We start from the raw sequence: 17,215 nt of genomic DNA on the forward strand, positions 1-17,215 counted from the left end.
ATGAAACCAGTGAAGATTCTATTTGCATTGGGTATGCTCGCCATCACTCAACACGTTGTTGCTGAAGACGAATATGAGTATCGTCCTGTACCAAATGCAGAACAAATAGCAGATTTGCAAGATGACGATAACGATGGTGTCATCAATGCTCGAGATATGTGCCCAGGTACACCTGAAGGCTCAGAGGTCGACAACGACGGTTGTGGAGAATACATTAAAGCATCAGATAACATGCAAGTGCGGATACTTTTTGCTAACGACTCTGATGAGATCAATCCAGTCTTCAGAAGACAAGTTCGAGAGCTTTCCGACTTTTTAAAAGAGTACCCTACTACTTCGATAGAGCTGCACGGCTATGCTAGTAAAGTTGGTGGTTCAAAGCATAACCAAGATCTTTCTGAAAGACGAGCACGCAATGTCCGTGAAGCCCTACTAAGCTACGAAATCGAACCGAGTAGAGTCCGCATTGTTGGTTTTGGTGACACTCACTTAGCACAGCAAGGGACCGATGAAGTCAGCCATGCTTTAAATCGTCGAGTAACCGCATCAGTCGTTGGTTACAAAGGCGAGATAAAAAGAGAGTGGACAATATTCACAACTCTTCCAGAAAGGTAAAGTACCTGTTTTTGTTTGCTCTGTGAGCATAAAGCAAACAAAAACGAGTGAATACTTAACCTCAGAAAAGGAGCTTCGGCTCCTTTATTTTTACTCATTTCGACAACCGTATTATGCTTTAGGAATCGGCACTTTAGTGTTACTCTAGCCACGTCATAACAACGAGAGTTTTGAAATGAGCAAACTTACATCAGATATCCAAGCGAACCTTGACCTTTTTGTTGCAGAAACGAAAGAAAACCAATTGGTTTGGGGTTTACGCAATGAAGAAGGTTGGCTATCTTGCGATTCAACTGAATTCGAAAACAGCGAAGTCATGCCTTTCTGGTCTTCTAAAGAAGATGCAGAAGCACATAATGTTGAAGAATGGGCAGATTTTACTGTACTAGAAATCCCATTAGATATCTTTGTTGAGGATTGGCTTTTGACTCTTGCTGAAGATGGTGTTCTTGTTGGAACTAACTGGAACGATCAGTTAGAAGGCAAAGAAATGGAGCCTCAAGATCTAGCAAAGCTTTACATTGATTAAAGATTTCTGACCTCAACTTTATGTTGAGGTCTTTCTTTTTTATGCCTCTTTTTTCAATATCTCGACCAAGTACATAGTTTTACTGCTCTTTTTCTTAGTACACCCAACTTAATCACAACGCTGATGCGTTAAAAGCGCTATGATAACTCAACTTTAAAGGCACCTTAAATTAAAGGCTCGTTTAAACATGCGCGTGCTCTATCCCTTGCTTGCGTCACTTTTGCTCACTCCAGCATACGCAAGCGACACTCAAGATATTGAACCAAACCAAAATATCACACAGTGGCACTCTGTCTACCAAACCACACTACGAAGCAACCCTGAGTCGGCATTGAGCATGCTTCAAGATCGCTACCATACAGCGAAATCGGACAGCGAAAAGCTCTACGTAAGTGGATTGATTTATGAATATATGTCAAACATAAATCAGCCTTACTACGGCAGCAGTCAAGTCTTAGACAACCGTTTTTCTCAATTAGAATCAGAATATATTCTTGCCTTAAAGGAACGTAAGCATGGTAGTTACGAGGCCTCAGTAGATAGCTTTTCTTCTTTGCGACAGACAATGAAGAAAATATCCGATTCCGAAGGCAAGGCTCTGATGAACTATCAACTTTGTTATACGCTGAATCAACAAGGTCGTTATCACAAAGCAAACTTTTATTGCTCATCCTTAGAGAGCCACTTAAATCATAAGCATCAAGAAAACTTCCCTGTTGATCTTGCTTTGCGCGTAATAGCAAATAACTACAATTACCGCGGTGACTATGAAAAAGCCTTAAGTTTGTATCGACAGTTGATGGCCAACATGTCGACGCAAAGCGATCCTTCAGGGATTTACAATGACGTCGGCAATTTACTTGCAGAGCTGGGGCAATTTGAACAATCAGAGCAATATCTCATTCAAGCCTTACTGGTTCGCCAAGATGAAGGGACACCTCTTGAAGTTGCGCAAGTCGAACATAGTCTAGGAGCGATGTACAGAAAATGCAAAGAACTCGATAAGTCCATCAGCCACTACAAAAATGCATTAACGATTCTCGAACAACTTCATTATCCATACGGGCAAGGGTTGACCTATTTAGGGTTATCTGCTGCTTTGGCCGATTCTGGGCAATTGGATACCGCGGTAGATTACATTGGAAGAGCATTAAACATTGCCCAAACTTATGAGAATACGCACCTTGAAACAGAGGGTCATTTGGCTGCTGGATTGGCATATTTAAAGAACCATACACCCGAAAAATCGATTGAACACGGTACAATTGCGTTAAGATTAGCGGTAAAAAACGCTAGGCCCTTATTGCAAGCGCAAGCCCAATTACTCCTCTCAAAAGCATACCAAGCTCAAAATGATTACAAAAAGGCACTGGAGCATCACAAGGCCTACTCGACGATTGAACTAACGAACCGAGACGCGAGTAATATCAAGGCGTTAGAGGCACTAGATCTCTCTAAAAAAGAGTATGAATATAATCTACAAGTCGCGCAGTTGAACAACGAAACTCTTCTAAGTCAGTACCAGTTTGAAAAACTCACAGACCAACAACGCACTTATAATTTTGTTGTTTTCTGTTTATTGATTCTCCTCGCTCTGGCATTGATGGTTCAGCGACAAACACGCTTAAAAGCCAAAATAGACAGCTTAACGTGTGCATTAAACAGAGCGGCAATTATAGAGACGATTAAAAGCCAAACCTCCAAAGCGGAAGGAGACTTCCGCTACGTTCTAGCATTAATCGATCTAGATGACTTTAAGGCGATTAATGATCAGTACGGTCATCCGACTGGCGACTTAGTACTACAACAGGTATGCAAAGCGCTTAAAGCTAAACTTAATAAGGGAGATTACTTGGGTCGTTTAGGTGGAGAAGAGTTTATCTTGCTATTGAAAAACGTCGATGAGATTGACGTTCCCTTTAGAATACAAAGTCTGCATAAAACAATTTCAGAAAAGAGTGTACATTCGCTTAATGACCATCAATTGAATATATCTGCGAGTCTGGCCTATCTATCAACCTCAATGCCACTCACCAACTTTGATGAGCTCTATTCGATATTAGACCAAGCGTTATACAATGCTAAGAAGCAAGGAAAAAACTCCCTTGTGGACGCATACAACGAGCCGATCAGTTTAAGTGCTGAGTATATTCTCTAATAAAACCAAACCACCAGCGTAGTGGTTTGTTATAGGTGGAAGCATCAGTAAGCCATTCAGATGCAACACCATCATCAAGGAGTCTTTGTGCCCAAGGCAAGAAAAAACATTCAGTCTCTAGAGCGAGGTTTTCTAATCCTCGAGTTGCTCTCGATGAGTGAGTCTCCCCTATCATTACAGACGATCAGTAATGCGATCCAGTTAAATAAGACGACTGTTCACGGGTTACTTGCGACTCTACACTCTCTTGGATATGTATCCAAACACAACCATAGCTACAGCCTAGGGTTTAGATGCTATGAACTGTCTAAGCCGATTGAACAAAAAAACGAAGCTATCCGACAACATTTTGTTCCATTGCTGAAAAAAATGGCCCAAATGACTAACAACACTGCTTACCTCGCTGTACAAAGTGGCGCTAAAGAGTACTTGTATATCGATGCTATAGAGCAGGATAACCCTCTTACTATCCGTAGCCCGAGAGGGAAACGAGAAGGACTCACAACATCTGCGATCGGCAAGGTTTTTCTTAGTTTTGATGATGAGCTTCGCCGAACATTGCGCCTTGAAAGCCAAATATCCCCCACGTTAGAAACTGAACTTAATCAGGTTGTATTATCAGGTTACGCACTCGATTTAGAAGAGGCAGAGCCAAACCTCAATTGCTTAGCGATCCCCCTTTACTTGGATGGTAAGGTCGTTGCTGTTGCAGGTGTCAGCGGTGCTGCCTCCGAACTGACGGTCACTAGGCTAAAACACTTTGCCAGCATCTTTCTCAAACTTTAAGGTTTGACAATGTCGAATTCTAGGCCATTTTTATACTGTTTTGATTACATGCTTATACGTCGCCTCTAATATGGTCGTTGTTCAACTCAACAACGTAGGAGAAGCGATGTCTACTGTATTAATCACTGGCGCTAACCGTGGCTTAGGCTTGCAATTTGTCCGCCACTACCTTGGAAAAGGTTGGCAAGTTATCGCAACTTGTCGTTCACCAGAAAATGCTAAGCAGCTCAATGAACTAGTAACCCAATCTAATCAACTTCAACTGATGGCTCTAGACGTCACTAACCAACAAGATATCGATCAGTTAGCCACTCGATTAGCGGATCGTCCGCTCGATCATTTAATTCTGAATGCAGGTGTATTAGGCGAAGAGTGTGCAACGCTTGGCGAAATGACCCAGAAAAAATGGCTAGAAGTACTAAACATAAATACCGTCGCACCTGCCCTGCTAATTCAAGCACTACAAGACAACGTTGCGAAAAGTCAGCACAAAACCATCGTGGGAATCTCAACCCGAGTTGCGAGTTTAAGCGATAACAGTTCAGGTAACATGTACAGTTATCGAGCATCTAAAGCAGCGCTTAATCAGGTTCTAGTATCAGCAGCACGCAATCTCGAATCGCGAGGAGTAAAAACTGTCGCAGTTCATCCCGGCTGGGTAAAAACCGATATGGGCGGTGAGGACGCAACCTTTTCTGCCGAGGAAAGTGTTGCTGGTATTGTTTCGGTCGCAGAACAGCTAACACTTGAGCAATCCGGAAGCTTCCGCGTATTTGATGGCTCTACAATCGAATGGTAACTGTTCTCTAAATGACGTCTCCCGGCCAAATTGAAGGCCGGGAGAATACAGTAAACTAATAGGCCAAAAAGATAAAAGCTCGCACTATCGTCAGACAAGCGAGCCGTTATCGTCTATGGTGTTGTACTACCGTCAAACGCTGAGGAAGTCAGCGATTGCAGAGGTGTCATTTAGACAATGATTTCCCGTGAAACTCACTCAATCATCCCACTCAGGCGCTAGCCCTTCAGGGTTTACTTCGCGGCCATTTCTTTCCAACGCATCTATCTTTGCAATCGTCTCTTCACTCAGATTAAGTTCAAGTGCTTTCAGGTTACTTGCCAAATTCTCTCGTTTAGTTGAAGACGGGATCACCGCGTAACCTTTTGACAAAGCCCAAGCAAGCGCGACTTGAGCGGGCGTGGCCTGATAGTCCTCAGCAATACCTGCAATAGTTGGGTCCCCAAGTACTTTCCCATATGCCAAGGTCATGTAAGACGTTACCTGAATATCGTTTTCCTGCATGAAGCTGACCAACTTACGATTTTGCAAATAAGGGCTAAGCTCGATTTGGTTAGTAACAATATTCTCTTTACCGACCACTTCTATCGCTTGTTGCAACAAGTCAATATTAAAGTTGGATACGCCAATATTACGGGTTAACCCTTGCGATTTAGCTTCAAGTAATGAAGCCATGTATTCGTTCAAGTTATTGTTATTGCCAGGCCAGTGGATCAAGGTCAAATCCACATAATCTGTATTTAGCTTTTCTAAGCTCTCTTTTAGACTTGGAATGAGTTGTTCCGTGTTCATGTTATCAACCCAGATCTTCGTCGTAATGAATAGCTCATCACGTGCAATACCGGACTGTGTCAATACTTCACCGATTTCTGCCTCATTACCGTAAATCTGTGCAGTATCAATTACGCGGTAACCCACTTCTAACGCATTACGGACTGAATCCTTAACTACTTCACCCTCTAAACGAAACGTGCCGACGCCAAATGATGGTACTTTCATCTAAATCTCCTGAATTATCGATTTTATAGTTGATTCGAAGCAAAACTTTACGCCGCAAGAAACTTTCCGTAAAGTTAACAATACTCAAATCTAATTTGAAATATATTCAACAATGAAAGCTACTCTAGATGAAATGCGCACCTTTATGGCCGTGGTCGATACGGGTTCAATCAGCTCTGCGGCTGAACTGTTATCGATGACCGTCTCGGCGGTGAGTCGATCGGTATCTCGGCTAGAAGCCAAACTCGAAACGACCTTGTTAAATCGCACAACCCGTAAGTTAGATGTTACTAATGAAGGAACGATATACCTCGATAAAGTCAGACATATTGTAGAAGCAGTAGAGAATGCCGAAGCACAACTGAAAAGCCAGAAATATAAGCCTTCTGGCCTCCTACGAATAAACGCAGCTACCCCCTTCTTACTGCACGTACTAACGCCGCACATTGCTAAATATCAGAGCTTGTATCCAGAAGTCGAAATCGATCTCAATTCCAATGAGGAAAATATTAGCCTTTTGGGAACAAAAACCGATATTGCTTTTCGTATCGGTGAGCTACAAAACTCAACCATGCGCGCGATATTTCTTGGTAAAAGTCGGATTCGAATCGTCGCAAGTCCAGAGTATTTAAGACAACATGGTACTCCAACCTCAATAGATCAGTTACTCAATCACAAGCTACTTGGATTCAACAAGCCGGAGTATCTTAAGGAATGGCCGATCATGGATGATAAGAACAAACTTCTGCGTATTATGAGTAGCCTAAGATCTGATAATGGCGAGACGCTAAGATGTTTAGCCTTACATGGTGCGGGGATAGCTTGCCTGTCTGACTTTATGACCTACTCTGACCGACAAGCTGGTCGCTTAGTGGGCGTGCTTAGTGAACACACGCATAATGTCGAACAGCCCGTTCATGCGGTGTATTACAAAAATGCCAGTACCTCACGCCGGATCAGCTCTTTTATTGACTTCATCAAGCAAGAAATCAAGGTAGAGAACCACCAGTTCCTTTAAAGACCACCGCTGTTTGTGGCAAAACACTTTTGTCTTTTTGCCGCTTTTTCTCACAACAAAAATCTCATAGTGTCCTGAATATCAGGGAGGCACCTTGCCTCCTAGTACTCACAGTAATAGTCAGGCTTCATAATGCATAAAGATTTAAGTAACAGATTCACCATCGGGGTTGAGCTCCCCCTAGATAATGACTGGACCCAAGAAGGCCAGAAAAAACGCCTGCTCCAACGAAAACCGTTCGGCGTACCAGACATGAGTGCACATAAACAGCGTATTATGTTAGCCGATAAGTTAGGCTTTAACGTAGCGTGGGTGAGAGATGTCCCGTTGTACGACCCTAACTTTGGAGACGCGGCACAAATTTATGAACCGTTCAGTTATCTTGGCTATCTCTCTGCGTGCACCGACAACATTCTACTAGGGACAGCAGCGATAGTATTACCGTTAAGACAACCTTGGCTAGTGAAAAAAGCCGCTGCGACCATCAACGAGTTAAGTGGTGACCGCCTGATACTCGGTGTGGCTAGTGGAGACCGCCCTAGTGAATATCCCGTTTTTAATGCCAACTTTGACAGCCGTGGCTCAGCTTTTCGAGAAAGTGTAGAGATTTTGAAAGATACGCAAAATGATAAGCTGGGTAACGATCTACAGTTATTACCCGAGTTTGCTGATATTCCTATCTATGTCGCAGGGTTAGCGCAGCAAAGTCCACAATGGATAGGAGAAAACCTAGACGGCTGGCTCGCCTACCCAGGCACACCTGATGATCATGAACACCGCGTTGCACTTTGGCGCTCCGTAGCGGGAAACAAACCCTACGCCAGCTTTATTCATCTTGATTTAGTCGATAACCCAAATGCACCAGTCGTTCGGCATCATTTTGGTATCCGGGCCGGAGTCAATGGCTTGAGCGATGAGCTAGAAAAAATGCAAGAAGCAGGAGTCAATCACATCGGGTTGCATTTCCGTCGTAATAGCCAACCAATTGAGAAATCAATGGAACAGATCGCTCAGTACGTGTTGCCACGCTTTAACTAAGATCAAATAAAAATATGTGCCACCTTACTAAGGGGTGGCACGCTAGGCTTGGCACTTGGAAAAACAAAAGCTGCAATAACGACAAAACTCTTTTGTTAAAACAACAATAATAGAGTTATTTTAAAGTAAGTCTTGGTTGAATAAAGTCGATGAACGCGGAAATACGTTTAGAGACTGAAGAAGATTTGTAGAAGACAGCATTGACCTGTTCTCGTCCAGTATTTGTGATTTTTTCCGATTCAAACAATGCCACTAACCGTCCAGAATCAAGATCATCTTTCACCATAAAGCCAGATAAACATGCAATGCCGTTCCCTGCCAGCACTAACTGTCTAACCGTTTCACCACTGCTGGATAGGATATCAGGCTCTATCATCTCAAACCCTCGTAATGGCCACTGATTTAACACTTTAGCGCCAGAAAAACCGATCAAGTTATGACTGCGCAAATCGCTCACCGCTTCAGGGAAACCTCGTTTAGATAAATAACCAGGCGTGGCAACGATAAATAGTGGGCTTGTTCCTAAAGGTTTAGCATGCAGTGTTGAATCCGATAATCGTCCAATACGTATCGCCACATCGGTTCTTTTTTCCAATAGATCCACAAAACCCTCATTAGAGGTAAGATCGAGTTGAATATCAGGATAAGCCTCTTTAAATGGCTGAATTAACGGCACGAGTTGATGTAAAACAAATGGGCTAGCGGCATCAACTCTTAAGCGCCCCTTGGGTAATTCACCTCGTGTGATGATCTCTTCTTCAGCTTGCTGTATTTGTAGTAAACCTAAGCGAACCGCTTCAACAAACTGATGCCCTTCCTCAGTAACTTCCACTCTGCGTGTCGTGCGATTCAGCAAGGTTACCCCCAACTGTGATTCAACTTTACTAACCGCACGAGATACCCTAGCGACTTGAATACCTAGTGCATCAGCAGCGGAAGAAAATCCACCACTATCCACAACTGCCATGAGAATCTCTAATTCATCTGATCGGGTTAACATTTCATCCCCTTTCTTAACTGCGCATTTTAATCATTTATAACAAAAGTATTTTGTAATAAACACCATTTTTCGCAACGAATAACTCTTTAATAATACACGACATGGAGACGGGCTATTCGTTTATCCATTCATATTCAATGATTTTAAGAGAGAGTTGTTATGCCTTTAGCTTTACTTGCATTGACGCTTAGCGCCTTTGCTATTGGAACCACGGAGTTTGTAATTGTCGGTCTGATACCGACTATGGCCTCCGACCTCAACGTATCATTACCTTCAGCGGGTCTTTTAGTTAGCCTGTACGCACTTGGTGTCGCGGTTGGTGCTCCCGTTTTAACAGCGCTGACTGGTAACTGGAAAAGAAAGTACGTTCTGCTTTCTGTTATGGCACTGTTTGTTCTTGGCAATCTGTTAGCCTGGCAAGCACCTGGATACAACACACTAGTTACAGCAAGGATACTGACCGGGCTTGCACACGGTGTGTTCTTTTCGATCGGCTCGACTATCGCCACTGGCCTAGTGTCAAAAGAAAAAGCCGCTAGCGCAATTGCTATTATGTTTACCGGTCTCACCGTAGCTCTAGTGACGGGCGTGCCACTTGGCACCTGGATTGGCCAGACATTTGGTTGGCAGGCAACCTTCCTAATCGTCGCGATCCTTGGAATCATCGCACTGATAGGAAGCGCTCTGCTAGTGCCGAGTAATCTGAAACAACCACCAGCAACCAAGCTGTCATCGCAAGTAAAAGTCTTGACTCAACCTCGTCTACTTTTGGTGTACGCAATCACCGCGCTCGGTTACGGTGGTACGTTCACAGCCTTCACTTACTTGGCTCCTATTTTGGAAGAAGTTTCGGGGTTTGGCTCTAGCGCTATCAGCCTAATTATGTTGGTTTATGGTGTATCAGTCGCATTCGGCAACATCTGGGGCGGAAAGATGGCCGACTCTATGGGGCCAATCAAAGCTCTGACAGCGATTTTCTCGGGCCTAATTGTGGTATTGCTCGTGTTTAGTGTCACAGCATTTAATCCAATTTCTGCAGTAGTGACCATTCTTGTCTGGGGTGCGTTTGCCTTTGGTAACGTTCCAGGGCTTCAAGTTTATGTTGTCAAACTAGCAGAGAAATATTCACCTGATGCAGTCGACGTGGCTTCTGGTCTCAACATTGCTGCATTTAACGTAGGTATTGCACTGGGTTCTTGGGGCGGTGGCCTTATCGTGGCCAATGCTGGGCTGATGCACACACCTTGGATTGGCGCGATCGTAGTATTAGGTGCTCTACTACTAACCCGTTTCAGCGGAATGCTAGACAAGCGTGGAGAGCAGCACGCAACGGCACACTGATTCACGTTCCAAATCGATAAAAATCACTTAAATTAGCCCGGCATTACGTCGGGCTTTCAATACAGAGTTTAAATACACCATTGACTGAGGTAGAAAGTTTATTCTACCCTTAGGTAAAACAAACGTTCTACCTGGTGTATCAAATAGTGAAAGAAAAAATCGCAGCAAGCCTAGAAAAAGCATTCAGTCAGTATGGCTTCGCCGAGCCTAGCGTACCCCAACTCAAAAACGCCTGCGAAGTCAGCCTGAGAACCCTGTACAAATACTACCCCTCCAAGGAAGCGATGATTGTTGCAGCTCTCGAGCATCGCCATCAAAGGTATTTGAGTTTTTTGCTCGAAGACGCCCCTGCCAATGGAACACCGGCTGTATTACACCTATTCACTCGCCTCGAGGATTGGATGAAGGAGTTTGCACCGAATGGCTGCATGTCCATCAATGCATTAGCAGCCTATCCAGAAAATCTATCAATTAATCAAGCAGTAAAACAACACAAATTGGCGGTCCGTCAGCTTATGGGCCAACTAAGTCAGCGAGAAGACCTCGCAACCACACTCTTCTTGTTACATGAAGGTCTATCCAACGCATGGCCGGTTCTCGGTCACGCTGCCTTTGCATCCGCTGAGCACACTCTGCTAGAACTAATGAAGGAGAACAATCAATGACCACAATCCCGAAAGTCATGAAAGGCGTCCAACTTATCGGTCATGGTGGGCCAGATATGCTTCGTTACCGCGATGATCTACCTGTGCCAGTCCCCTCGCCTGATGATGTATTGATCCAAGTTGCCGCCGCCGGAGTCAATAACACCGACATCAATACCCGAACAGCATGGTATTCTAAAAACGACGCCAATAGCATGGATGCAAGTTGGTCAGGAGACGCGCTATCTCTCCCTCGAATCCAAGGTGCCGATGTATGCGGTACCATCGTCGCTGTTGGTGAGAATATCTGCCCATCACGAGTCGGCCAGCGCGTGCTCATCGAACCATGTATTACGCGCTTCAACAGTCAAGCACTTAGCTCGCCTTGGTACTTCGGTTCAGAATGTGATGGTGGCTTCGCTCAGTTCACTGTTGTTGACAGTAAACATGCATATGCAGTGAAGAGTAGTTTATCGGATATCGATTTGGCCTCCTTCCCTTGTTCTTATTCAACTGCCGAGAACATGCTTGTCCGCTCTAATGTCACAGCGAGCGATACCGTACTGATTTCAGGGGCATCCGGTGGTGTTGGCTCTGCCGCAATCCAACTGGCGAAGGCGCGTGGAGCATACGTCATTGCTATCGCCAGCCCAGAAAAGAAAGAACAGATCACGGCATTAGGAGCAAACCAAGTTATCCCTCGCGATGCAAATTTAACGGCGACTCTCGGAGAAAACAGCGTTGACGTAGTGATTGATTTGGTCGCAGGAGAGCAGTGGCCACAATTTCTTCAGGTACTAAAGCCAGGATCAAGATACGCTGTTTCCGGCGCCATAGGCGGCCCAATTGTCGAGCTGGATGTAAGAACTCTTTACCTTAAAGACCTAGCGTTATTTGGTTGTACCGTTTTGGCACCAGAAGTATTCGGTAACTTGGTTCGCTATATCGAACAGAACGCAATTCGCCCCTTAGTCGCGGAGTCATTTCCCTTAAACCAGATAGGTCAAGCGCAAGAAGTATTTTCACGCAAGCAACATACTGGGAAACTGGTTTTGGAAATCACATAGCTTTTCGATTAACAGCGGCCTATACAAGTCGTTGTAATTTGAGAACACTTTAAGCATCCTAAAAAGTTCTCAATACTTAGAAGATCGCTACGGTTGGCTTAGCTTGTTATCCCTTTTCATCACGCTAAGCCAGCTTGTAAAAATATGTGTGTTTGCTTCTGAGTTATAAATGTTTAATACCAACATTATCTTACTTCTGGCGTTCATGAACAGAACCGAGATCTGAACGACTTCGGTGTTAAACCTACGATCCTATTAAATATTTTCCTGAACGCGCTCACATCTTGGTAACCCACTCTAAATGATATTGCGTCAAATGTTAGGGTTGTCGACTCAAGTAAATCACAAGCTTTTTGTACTCTTAAGCTTTGTATGTATTGGTTAACATTGAAACCTGTCGCCTTTTTAAAGCGTCGCTGCAATGTCCTTTCTGTTAAACAACTCAACTCTGCAAGCTCTTTATTGCTCAGTTTTCCTTGATAATGATCGTTTATATAGTGCTGTAGTTGAACAATTACCTCATCACCATGTTGGAAGTTTGGGGTAAACTGTTGATAAAAGCGTTGCTCTCTCGGACCAGTATCAATAACCAACATTTTGCCTAACAGGCGCATTACTGCCGGTGACGCAAATAAGGAAACCAGCTCCAAACCTAAATCCACCCATGACATCATACCCCCAGCCGTAATGATCGTTCCTTCGTTAATAAGGATGGCTTCTTGTCTTACGTGGATATCGGGAAACTGACTCGCTAATGAAGGAGCCAAGCCCCAGTGTGTCGTACAAGACTTATTGGTCAACAACTGGGTTTGAGCAAGAATAAAAGTACCAGCGCAGGCGGAGGCTAAAATCGCACCTTTACTATATTGGACTTTTAACCAGTCGAGTAGCTCTGGCTCTGGTTCTAAGTAATATTGACCAGTGCCGCTAGGCGGAATCATTACCGCTGTTTTCACATCGAAGTGCGTGTTTGACCAGTGATCCAATATCTCTACTTCAAAGTGTACATCAACGCCCAATTTAGCCGCCGCACGGTTTGCCATCTCGAAGAGTTCGCTTAAACCATATACGGAGGCTTGCGAGCTATCTGGGTAATTAACGAGTGCTATTTTCATTTATCTTCAAGTGTCGCTTTTTGACTCTTTTGTGTCATTTTAGACTCTAAAGAAGGTAGCTAAAAGTCTTTATATTATTCGTACCGCAATGATCCTCAATAAAAGGAAAAGAAAATGACTCAAAAAGCCCTACTTGTAATTGATTTGCAAAACGACTATTTCCCAGAAGGAAAGTTTCCTTTATGGAATACAGAATCGACTTTAGACAATGTTAAGAGAGCAATAACTAAAGCCAATGAGCAAAACATTCCTGTGATTCATATTCAGCATATTGCCGACCCTGCCATGGGTATTGCCCCATTCTTCAATGAAGGCAGCGACGGTGCCAATATTCACCCAGAAGTTCTTGCTTTAGCGCCGAATTCCGAAATCGTGGTAAAGCACTTCGCAGATAGCTTTGAAGGAACACGTTTAGAAGAAGTATTGGCAAGCAAAAATGTAACGGAGTTACTTGTATGCGGAATGATGACACAAAACTGCGTCACACATACTGCTATCTCAAAATCTGCGGACAAGTATGATGTTTCGATCTTAATGGATAGCTGTACCACGGTCGATGAAATGATTCACAACATTGCACTTCACGCTGTCTCAACGAGAGTTCCCCTCGTAACTATTGAAGATAAGCTGTAATACACGCACAACCTTTCGCTCACACAATGCGGGCGAAAGGTCACACATATATGCACTTTCATTGATATTTGCTTACTTTGTGTTAAACATTGGTTTCCAAATAGTTACAAGGAAACGTTTATGAAATGGATAGTCGTATTGTTTATTAGCTTATTTTCAGTTTTCAGCCATGCGAAAGAGTGGAAACAAATTCGCTTCACTGTTGAAGGGGCTTACCCCCCATTTAGCTGGACGACAAAAGAGGGAAAGCTAGAAGGGTTTGAAGTCGACCTCGCTAACGCGTTATGCAAAGAGTTAGAAGTAAAGTGCGTTATCTCAAAAATGGATTGGGATGGCATCATCCCTTCTCTCCTTAGTCGCAAGAACGATGCGATTATTGCTGCAATGACAATCACAGAAGAACGAGAAAAGAAAGTCGATTTCACCGTCCCTTATGCAAAAGTACCGACTCGTTTTGTAATGAAAAATGATAGAGAAATCAACATGGATGACGGCAGCCTAAATCGTTTATCTATTGGAGTTCAAAGAGCCACAATTGGTGATAAGTACCTTTCTGCCTTGTATCCAGATATTGATATTCGTCGTTATGGTACGTTCGATGAGGCATTTACCGATCTACTCAATGGACGGTTAGATGCTGTATTTGGCGGCTCAATCGGTTTAAGTGCTGGTTTTCTTGAAACTGCACAAGGTGAAGGCTATCACTTTACTGGACCAGCGTTTACAGAGGAAAAGTGGTTCGGCCGTGGCATTGGCGTAGCAGTGAGAAAACAAGACAAAGAATTAAAAGCATTACTCGATAGCGGAATACAAAAATTGATCCAGAGCGGTAAGCATAAAACCATCGCCAGCAAGTATTTCTCCTATAGTATTTACGAGTAACCTCGTTATTTTTTTATAGTCTGCGCGGTATAGGAAACTTCCCTTTCCCTATATGGCGACAAAAACAGAGCCCTCGAGCAATCGCCCGAGGGTTATTTTTATAAAAAAGCCCAGCTATATAAGTAACCCGCTCCCATGGCCATCGTTAAGATAACGATTAGGAAGGCAGCGATCATTTGGTTCTTAAAAATTGATTTCAACAAAATCACTTCTGTAAGACTTGCGCCAGCACTACCAATAATAAGCGCCATAACAGATCCAAGAGCCATACCTTTTTGTACTAGTGCCGCGCTAAGTGGAATGACCGCCTCTGCACGGATGTACAATGGAATACCAATGATTGCTGCGACCGGAATCGCGTACCACTTCGCTTCACCAGCGAACTCCGCAATGAACTCCGTCGGGATGAAGCCATAGATAAATGAACCAATCGCAATGCCCATCATGAGATAAGGGAACACTTGCTTAAAGTCTTTCCAAGTTGATTGCCAAATACGTACCCAGCGGCTAGGCTCTTTCTCTTCCACGACTGTCGCTGTTGCACTACCGCCAGATGAACAGCAAGATACTTCCACTTTAGGTTCAGGTTTTGGTACATCACCACAACAAGATGTTTTCGCCGCAACTGGCGTAGGTTCATTGCAGGCGCTGGTATCACAGCTTGATGCTGGTCTCGCTTCTTCTTTTTTCTTGCTTGAATCGCCACAAGAAGTACCGCACGAAGAAGAACCTACCGCTTGATATGCTTCTGGTTTGACGTAACGTTCAAACCCTAGTTTTTCAAGTACATAGCCTGCTACCACTGATACTGACATCGCGATAGCAAAGTAAAATACCGCAACTTTCCAACCAAAAGTCACCACAAACAAGCCAATAATCACTGGGTTAAGCAACGGGCTTGCAAATAGGAACACCATCATAGGTCCAAAACCTGCTCTTGCACGCAACAAGCCTTTTAAGAAAGGAATGGTCGAACACGAACAGAAAGGCGTAATCGAACCTAGCAACGCAGCAATGAAGTAACCTTTACCCTTTTTCGAGCTGAGAATAGATTGAATTTTTTCTGGCGTTAGAAAATCTTGCAACACACCGACAATGTAGCTAATTGCCAGAAATAAGATGATAAGTTCGGTTGCTAGAAACGCAAACATATCCAGCGCTTCTTTAGCCATAGTTATAATTTCTGTATTCACATTTACTCTCCTCGTCATTTTTCGCTAACAAGCTTACCTGATAGATAAGCCTTTATTTCGATATTTCTGGAATTATAGAATCACAAAACAAAAGATCAACAAAATATTTCCATAAAAATGGAATAATAAAACTAGTCATTACTTATCATAAAGTGACATGTCGTTAGCTATGCAGACTGGTTGTCGATGATAATTTCAGAGCATCTCGAATCCTTTTTATCAAACATAACCTAAAATTATCAAAATAAGAAAAAACCATAATTATTGCAGCAGCACCCTCTGAGTTAGTATGACTTTCGACCATTCTTAATAATAAGGAAAACCTATGAGAGCGATAACTTACCAACGAGATAAAGATACTTTCTCTTTATCCGAATTACCTACACCAAAACTAGAAACCCAATTTGATGTATTGGTTAAAGTTAACGCTGTTGGTTTGAACCCTGTCGATGCAAAAATCCATTATTGGTCAGACATGGTCACTAACATGGATAACAATTTTGTTGGCGGGTTAGACGTATCAGGAGAAATAGTCTCTGTAGGCGATGCGGTCGTTGATTGGAAGGTTGGCGATAAAGTGTTGTATCACGGAAACATGAGACGCCATCACGGAGGATTCGCTGAATTTGCTATCCATGATTCAAGAACGCTTATAAAGCACCCTCAGGTTCCGGTTGAAGTAGCAGCATCTACACCTTGCGCAGCCTGGACCGCATATCGCGCTTTGGTAGACAAGCTCGATATTTCAAATCGAAGCAGCATTTTTATCGCCGGAGGTGCTGGCGGCGTTGGAAGCTTTGCTATTCAGTTAGCAAAGACATTTGGTGTTGAACAGATCATTGCTACTAGTTCAGAAGCTAATCACGCATATTTGTCCTCGTTAGGAGCAACCCATATGATTGATTATCATCATGAAGATGTAGTTCAGCGAGTAATGGACATTACCGGAAATCATGGCGTTGAGGTTGCACTCGATTGTGTAGGCGGTGATAACGACCGAATTGCAGCCTCGGTGTTAACCTTTGAGGGCGAAATGGTGGAGCTCGTCAAGACTGTCGACCCTTCTCAATATCCAGATGCCTTCTTAAAAGGCTTGGGCTTCCACCAAATAAGTTTGGGCTCTGGTCATGTCTTTGGCGAGAGAGGGTTTGCAAGTATCGTTAATGCCGGAAAGGAAGTGTCTGAGCTATTAGAAAATGGAGAATTGGAAGTACCGAAACTGAAGATCATCGGCTTAGAGGATGTAGGTAACGCACTCTTGGACATGCGAAATCAGAGAACAGTTGGAAAGATTGTCGTTAATCTGAACCAAAAATAATTAATAAAGATCTCGAGGAAAACTGGCAAAGTAATGAGCAAGTTAAAGCATCTTGTTACTTTGCCAGATATGAAAGACCT

At 43.5% G+C, this 17,215-nt stretch carries 17 protein-coding genes; 13 read left to right on the forward strand and 4 right to left on the reverse strand.

Features of this window, described 5'->3' with window-relative positions:
• The 5 genes from R7127_RS22585 (at position 1) to R7127_RS22605 (ending at position 4,887) form a co-directional block, all read left to right on the forward strand.
• Positions 1 to 615: an OmpA family protein gene (locus tag R7127_RS22585; RefSeq protein WP_033906131.1), complete on the forward strand. Its 615-nt coding sequence runs from the start codon at positions 1 to 3 to the stop codon at positions 613 to 615.
• A gap of 175 nt (positions 616 to 790) precedes the next feature.
• Positions 791 to 1,144, forward strand: a complete 354-nt coding sequence (locus R7127_RS22590; RefSeq protein WP_005377352.1) for a DUF2750 domain-containing protein — start codon at positions 791 to 793, stop codon at positions 1,142 to 1,144.
• A gap of 187 nt (positions 1,145 to 1,331) precedes the next feature.
• Positions 1,332 to 3,302, forward strand: coding sequence for a tetratricopeptide repeat-containing diguanylate cyclase (locus tag R7127_RS22595; protein WP_318142094.1), 1,971 nt, complete (start codon positions 1,332 to 1,334; stop codon positions 3,300 to 3,302).
• An 87-nt stretch (positions 3,303 to 3,389) separates the two neighbouring features.
• The gene (locus tag R7127_RS22600) at positions 3,390 to 4,088 is read left to right on the forward strand and encodes an IclR family transcriptional regulator (RefSeq protein WP_017635969.1); all 699 of its coding nucleotides are present in this window, start codon (positions 3,390 to 3,392) and stop codon (positions 4,086 to 4,088) included.
• A 106-nt stretch (positions 4,089 to 4,194) separates the two neighbouring features.
• Positions 4,195 to 4,887, forward strand: a complete 693-nt coding sequence (locus R7127_RS22605) for an SDR family oxidoreductase (protein ID WP_033906133.1) — start codon at positions 4,195 to 4,197, stop codon at positions 4,885 to 4,887.
• Between the two features lie 198 nt (positions 4,888 to 5,085).
• Here the strand turns inward: R7127_RS22605 and dkgB are convergent, their stop codons facing one another.
• A complete protein-coding gene (gene dkgB, locus R7127_RS22610; RefSeq protein ID WP_017821668.1) occupies positions 5,086 to 5,886 on the reverse strand; it encodes a 2,5-didehydrogluconate reductase DkgB in 801 nt (266 codons plus the stop codon).
• A 112-nt stretch (positions 5,887 to 5,998) separates the two neighbouring features.
• On the opposite strand from dkgB, the gene R7127_RS22615 reads away from it, so the two are divergent.
• Entirely contained in the window at positions 5,999 to 6,904 is a 906-nt protein-coding gene (locus R7127_RS22615) for a LysR family transcriptional regulator (protein WP_005377343.1), read from the forward strand.
• A 132-nt stretch (positions 6,905 to 7,036) separates the two neighbouring features.
• On the forward strand, positions 7,037 to 7,942 hold the full coding sequence (locus R7127_RS22620; RefSeq protein WP_064353954.1) for a TIGR03571 family LLM class oxidoreductase: 906 nt from the start codon (positions 7,037 to 7,039) through the stop codon (positions 7,940 to 7,942).
• 115 nt (positions 7,943 to 8,057) lie between these two features.
• Here the strand turns inward: R7127_RS22620 and R7127_RS22625 are convergent, their stop codons facing one another.
• On the reverse strand, positions 8,058 to 8,942 hold the full coding sequence (locus R7127_RS22625; protein ID WP_005377338.1) for a LysR family transcriptional regulator: 885 nt from the start codon (positions 8,940 to 8,942) through the stop codon (positions 8,058 to 8,060).
• A gap of 159 nt (positions 8,943 to 9,101) precedes the next feature.
• Between R7127_RS22625 and R7127_RS22630 the strand changes: the two genes are divergently transcribed.
• The 3 genes from R7127_RS22630 to R7127_RS22640 all read left to right on the forward strand — a co-directional run bounded on the left by R7127_RS22630 (position 9,102) and on the right by R7127_RS22640 (position 11,994).
• Positions 9,102 to 10,283: an MFS transporter gene (locus R7127_RS22630; RefSeq protein WP_017635963.1), complete on the forward strand. Its 1,182-nt coding sequence runs from the start codon at positions 9,102 to 9,104 to the stop codon at positions 10,281 to 10,283.
• 143 nt (positions 10,284 to 10,426) lie between these two features.
• Positions 10,427 to 10,948: a TetR/AcrR family transcriptional regulator gene (locus R7127_RS22635; protein ID WP_064376743.1), complete on the forward strand. Its 522-nt coding sequence runs from the start codon at positions 10,427 to 10,429 to the stop codon at positions 10,946 to 10,948.
• On the forward strand, positions 10,945 to 11,994 hold the full coding sequence (locus R7127_RS22640; protein WP_172563244.1) for an alcohol dehydrogenase family protein: 1,050 nt from the start codon (positions 10,945 to 10,947) through the stop codon (positions 11,992 to 11,994). The genes R7127_RS22635 and R7127_RS22640 overlap by 4 nt, the downstream gene beginning before the upstream one ends.
• A 203-nt stretch (positions 11,995 to 12,197) precedes the next feature.
• On the opposite strand, the gene R7127_RS22645 is transcribed toward R7127_RS22640, so the two are convergent.
• The gene (locus R7127_RS22645; protein ID WP_149192492.1) at positions 12,198 to 13,109 is read right to left on the reverse strand and encodes a GlxA family transcriptional regulator; all 912 of its coding nucleotides are present in this window, start codon (positions 13,107 to 13,109) and stop codon (positions 12,198 to 12,200) included.
• A 114-nt stretch (positions 13,110 to 13,223) separates the two neighbouring features.
• Here R7127_RS22645 and R7127_RS22650 point away from each other — a divergent pair, with 114 nt between their 5' ends.
• Both R7127_RS22650 and R7127_RS22655 read left to right on the forward strand, forming a co-directional pair.
• Positions 13,224 to 13,742, forward strand: a complete 519-nt coding sequence (locus R7127_RS22650; RefSeq protein ID WP_005377333.1) for a cysteine hydrolase family protein — start codon at positions 13,224 to 13,226, stop codon at positions 13,740 to 13,742.
• A 120-nt stretch (positions 13,743 to 13,862) separates the two neighbouring features.
• Complete coding sequence (locus R7127_RS22655; protein WP_005388903.1) at positions 13,863 to 14,624, forward strand: transporter substrate-binding domain-containing protein; 762 nt, start codon at positions 13,863 to 13,865, stop codon at positions 14,622 to 14,624.
• Positions 14,625 to 14,722: 98 nt separating this feature from the next.
• On the opposite strand, the gene R7127_RS22660 is transcribed toward R7127_RS22655, so the two are convergent.
• Positions 14,723 to 15,796: a permease gene (locus tag R7127_RS22660; RefSeq protein WP_228010009.1), complete on the reverse strand. Its 1,074-nt coding sequence runs from the start codon at positions 15,794 to 15,796 to the stop codon at positions 14,723 to 14,725.
• A 346-nt stretch (positions 15,797 to 16,142) separates the two neighbouring features.
• On the opposite strand from R7127_RS22660, the gene R7127_RS22665 reads away from it, so the two are divergent.
• Positions 16,143 to 17,135, forward strand: coding sequence for a zinc-binding dehydrogenase (locus R7127_RS22665; RefSeq protein ID WP_064376739.1), 993 nt, complete (start codon positions 16,143 to 16,145; stop codon positions 17,133 to 17,135).
• Positions 17,136 to 17,215: the final 80 nt, after the last annotated feature.

Origin of the sequence: Vibrio sp. 1159 (assembly GCF_033340395.1) — a bacterium.
In the GTDB taxonomy this organism is placed as follows: Bacteria; Pseudomonadota; Gammaproteobacteria; order Enterobacterales; family Vibrionaceae; genus Vibrio; species Vibrio alginolyticus.

Bases quoted from the DNA above. Each gene is read 5' to 3' on its own strand.
- R7127_RS22585 (WP_033906131.1), top strand. From the start codon at position 1: ATGAAACCAGTGAAGATTCTATTTGCATTGGGTATGCTCGCCATCACT.
- R7127_RS22590 (WP_005377352.1), top strand. From the start codon at position 791: ATGAGCAAACTTACATCAGATATCCAAGCGAACCTTGACCTTTTTGTT.
- R7127_RS22595 (WP_318142094.1), top strand. From the start codon at position 1,332: ATGCGCGTGCTCTATCCCTTGCTTGCGTCACTTTTGCTCACTCCAGCA.
- R7127_RS22605 (WP_033906133.1), top strand. From the start codon at position 4,195: ATGTCTACTGTATTAATCACTGGCGCTAACCGTGGCTTAGGCTTGCAA.
- dkgB (WP_017821668.1), bottom strand. From the start codon at position 5,886: ATGAAAGTACCATCATTTGGCGTCGGCACGTTTCGTTTAGAGGGTGAA.
- R7127_RS22615 (WP_005377343.1), top strand. From the start codon at position 5,999: ATGAAAGCTACTCTAGATGAAATGCGCACCTTTATGGCCGTGGTCGAT.
- R7127_RS22620 (WP_064353954.1), top strand. From the start codon at position 7,037: ATGCATAAAGATTTAAGTAACAGATTCACCATCGGGGTTGAGCTCCCC.
- R7127_RS22625 (WP_005377338.1), bottom strand. From the start codon at position 8,942: ATGTTAACCCGATCAGATGAATTAGAGATTCTCATGGCAGTTGTGGAT.
- R7127_RS22630 (WP_017635963.1), top strand. From the start codon at position 9,102: ATGCCTTTAGCTTTACTTGCATTGACGCTTAGCGCCTTTGCTATTGGA.
- R7127_RS22640 (WP_172563244.1), top strand. From the start codon at position 10,945: ATGACCACAATCCCGAAAGTCATGAAAGGCGTCCAACTTATCGGTCAT.
- R7127_RS22645 (WP_149192492.1), bottom strand. From the start codon at position 13,109: ATGAAAATAGCACTCGTTAATTACCCAGATAGCTCGCAAGCCTCCGTA.
- R7127_RS22650 (WP_005377333.1), top strand. From the start codon at position 13,224: ATGACTCAAAAAGCCCTACTTGTAATTGATTTGCAAAACGACTATTTC.
- R7127_RS22655 (WP_005388903.1), top strand. From the start codon at position 13,863: ATGAAATGGATAGTCGTATTGTTTATTAGCTTATTTTCAGTTTTCAGC.
- R7127_RS22660 (WP_228010009.1), bottom strand. From the start codon at position 15,796: ATGGCTAAAGAAGCGCTGGATATGTTTGCGTTTCTAGCAACCGAACTT.
- R7127_RS22665 (WP_064376739.1), top strand. From the start codon at position 16,143: ATGAGAGCGATAACTTACCAACGAGATAAAGATACTTTCTCTTTATCC.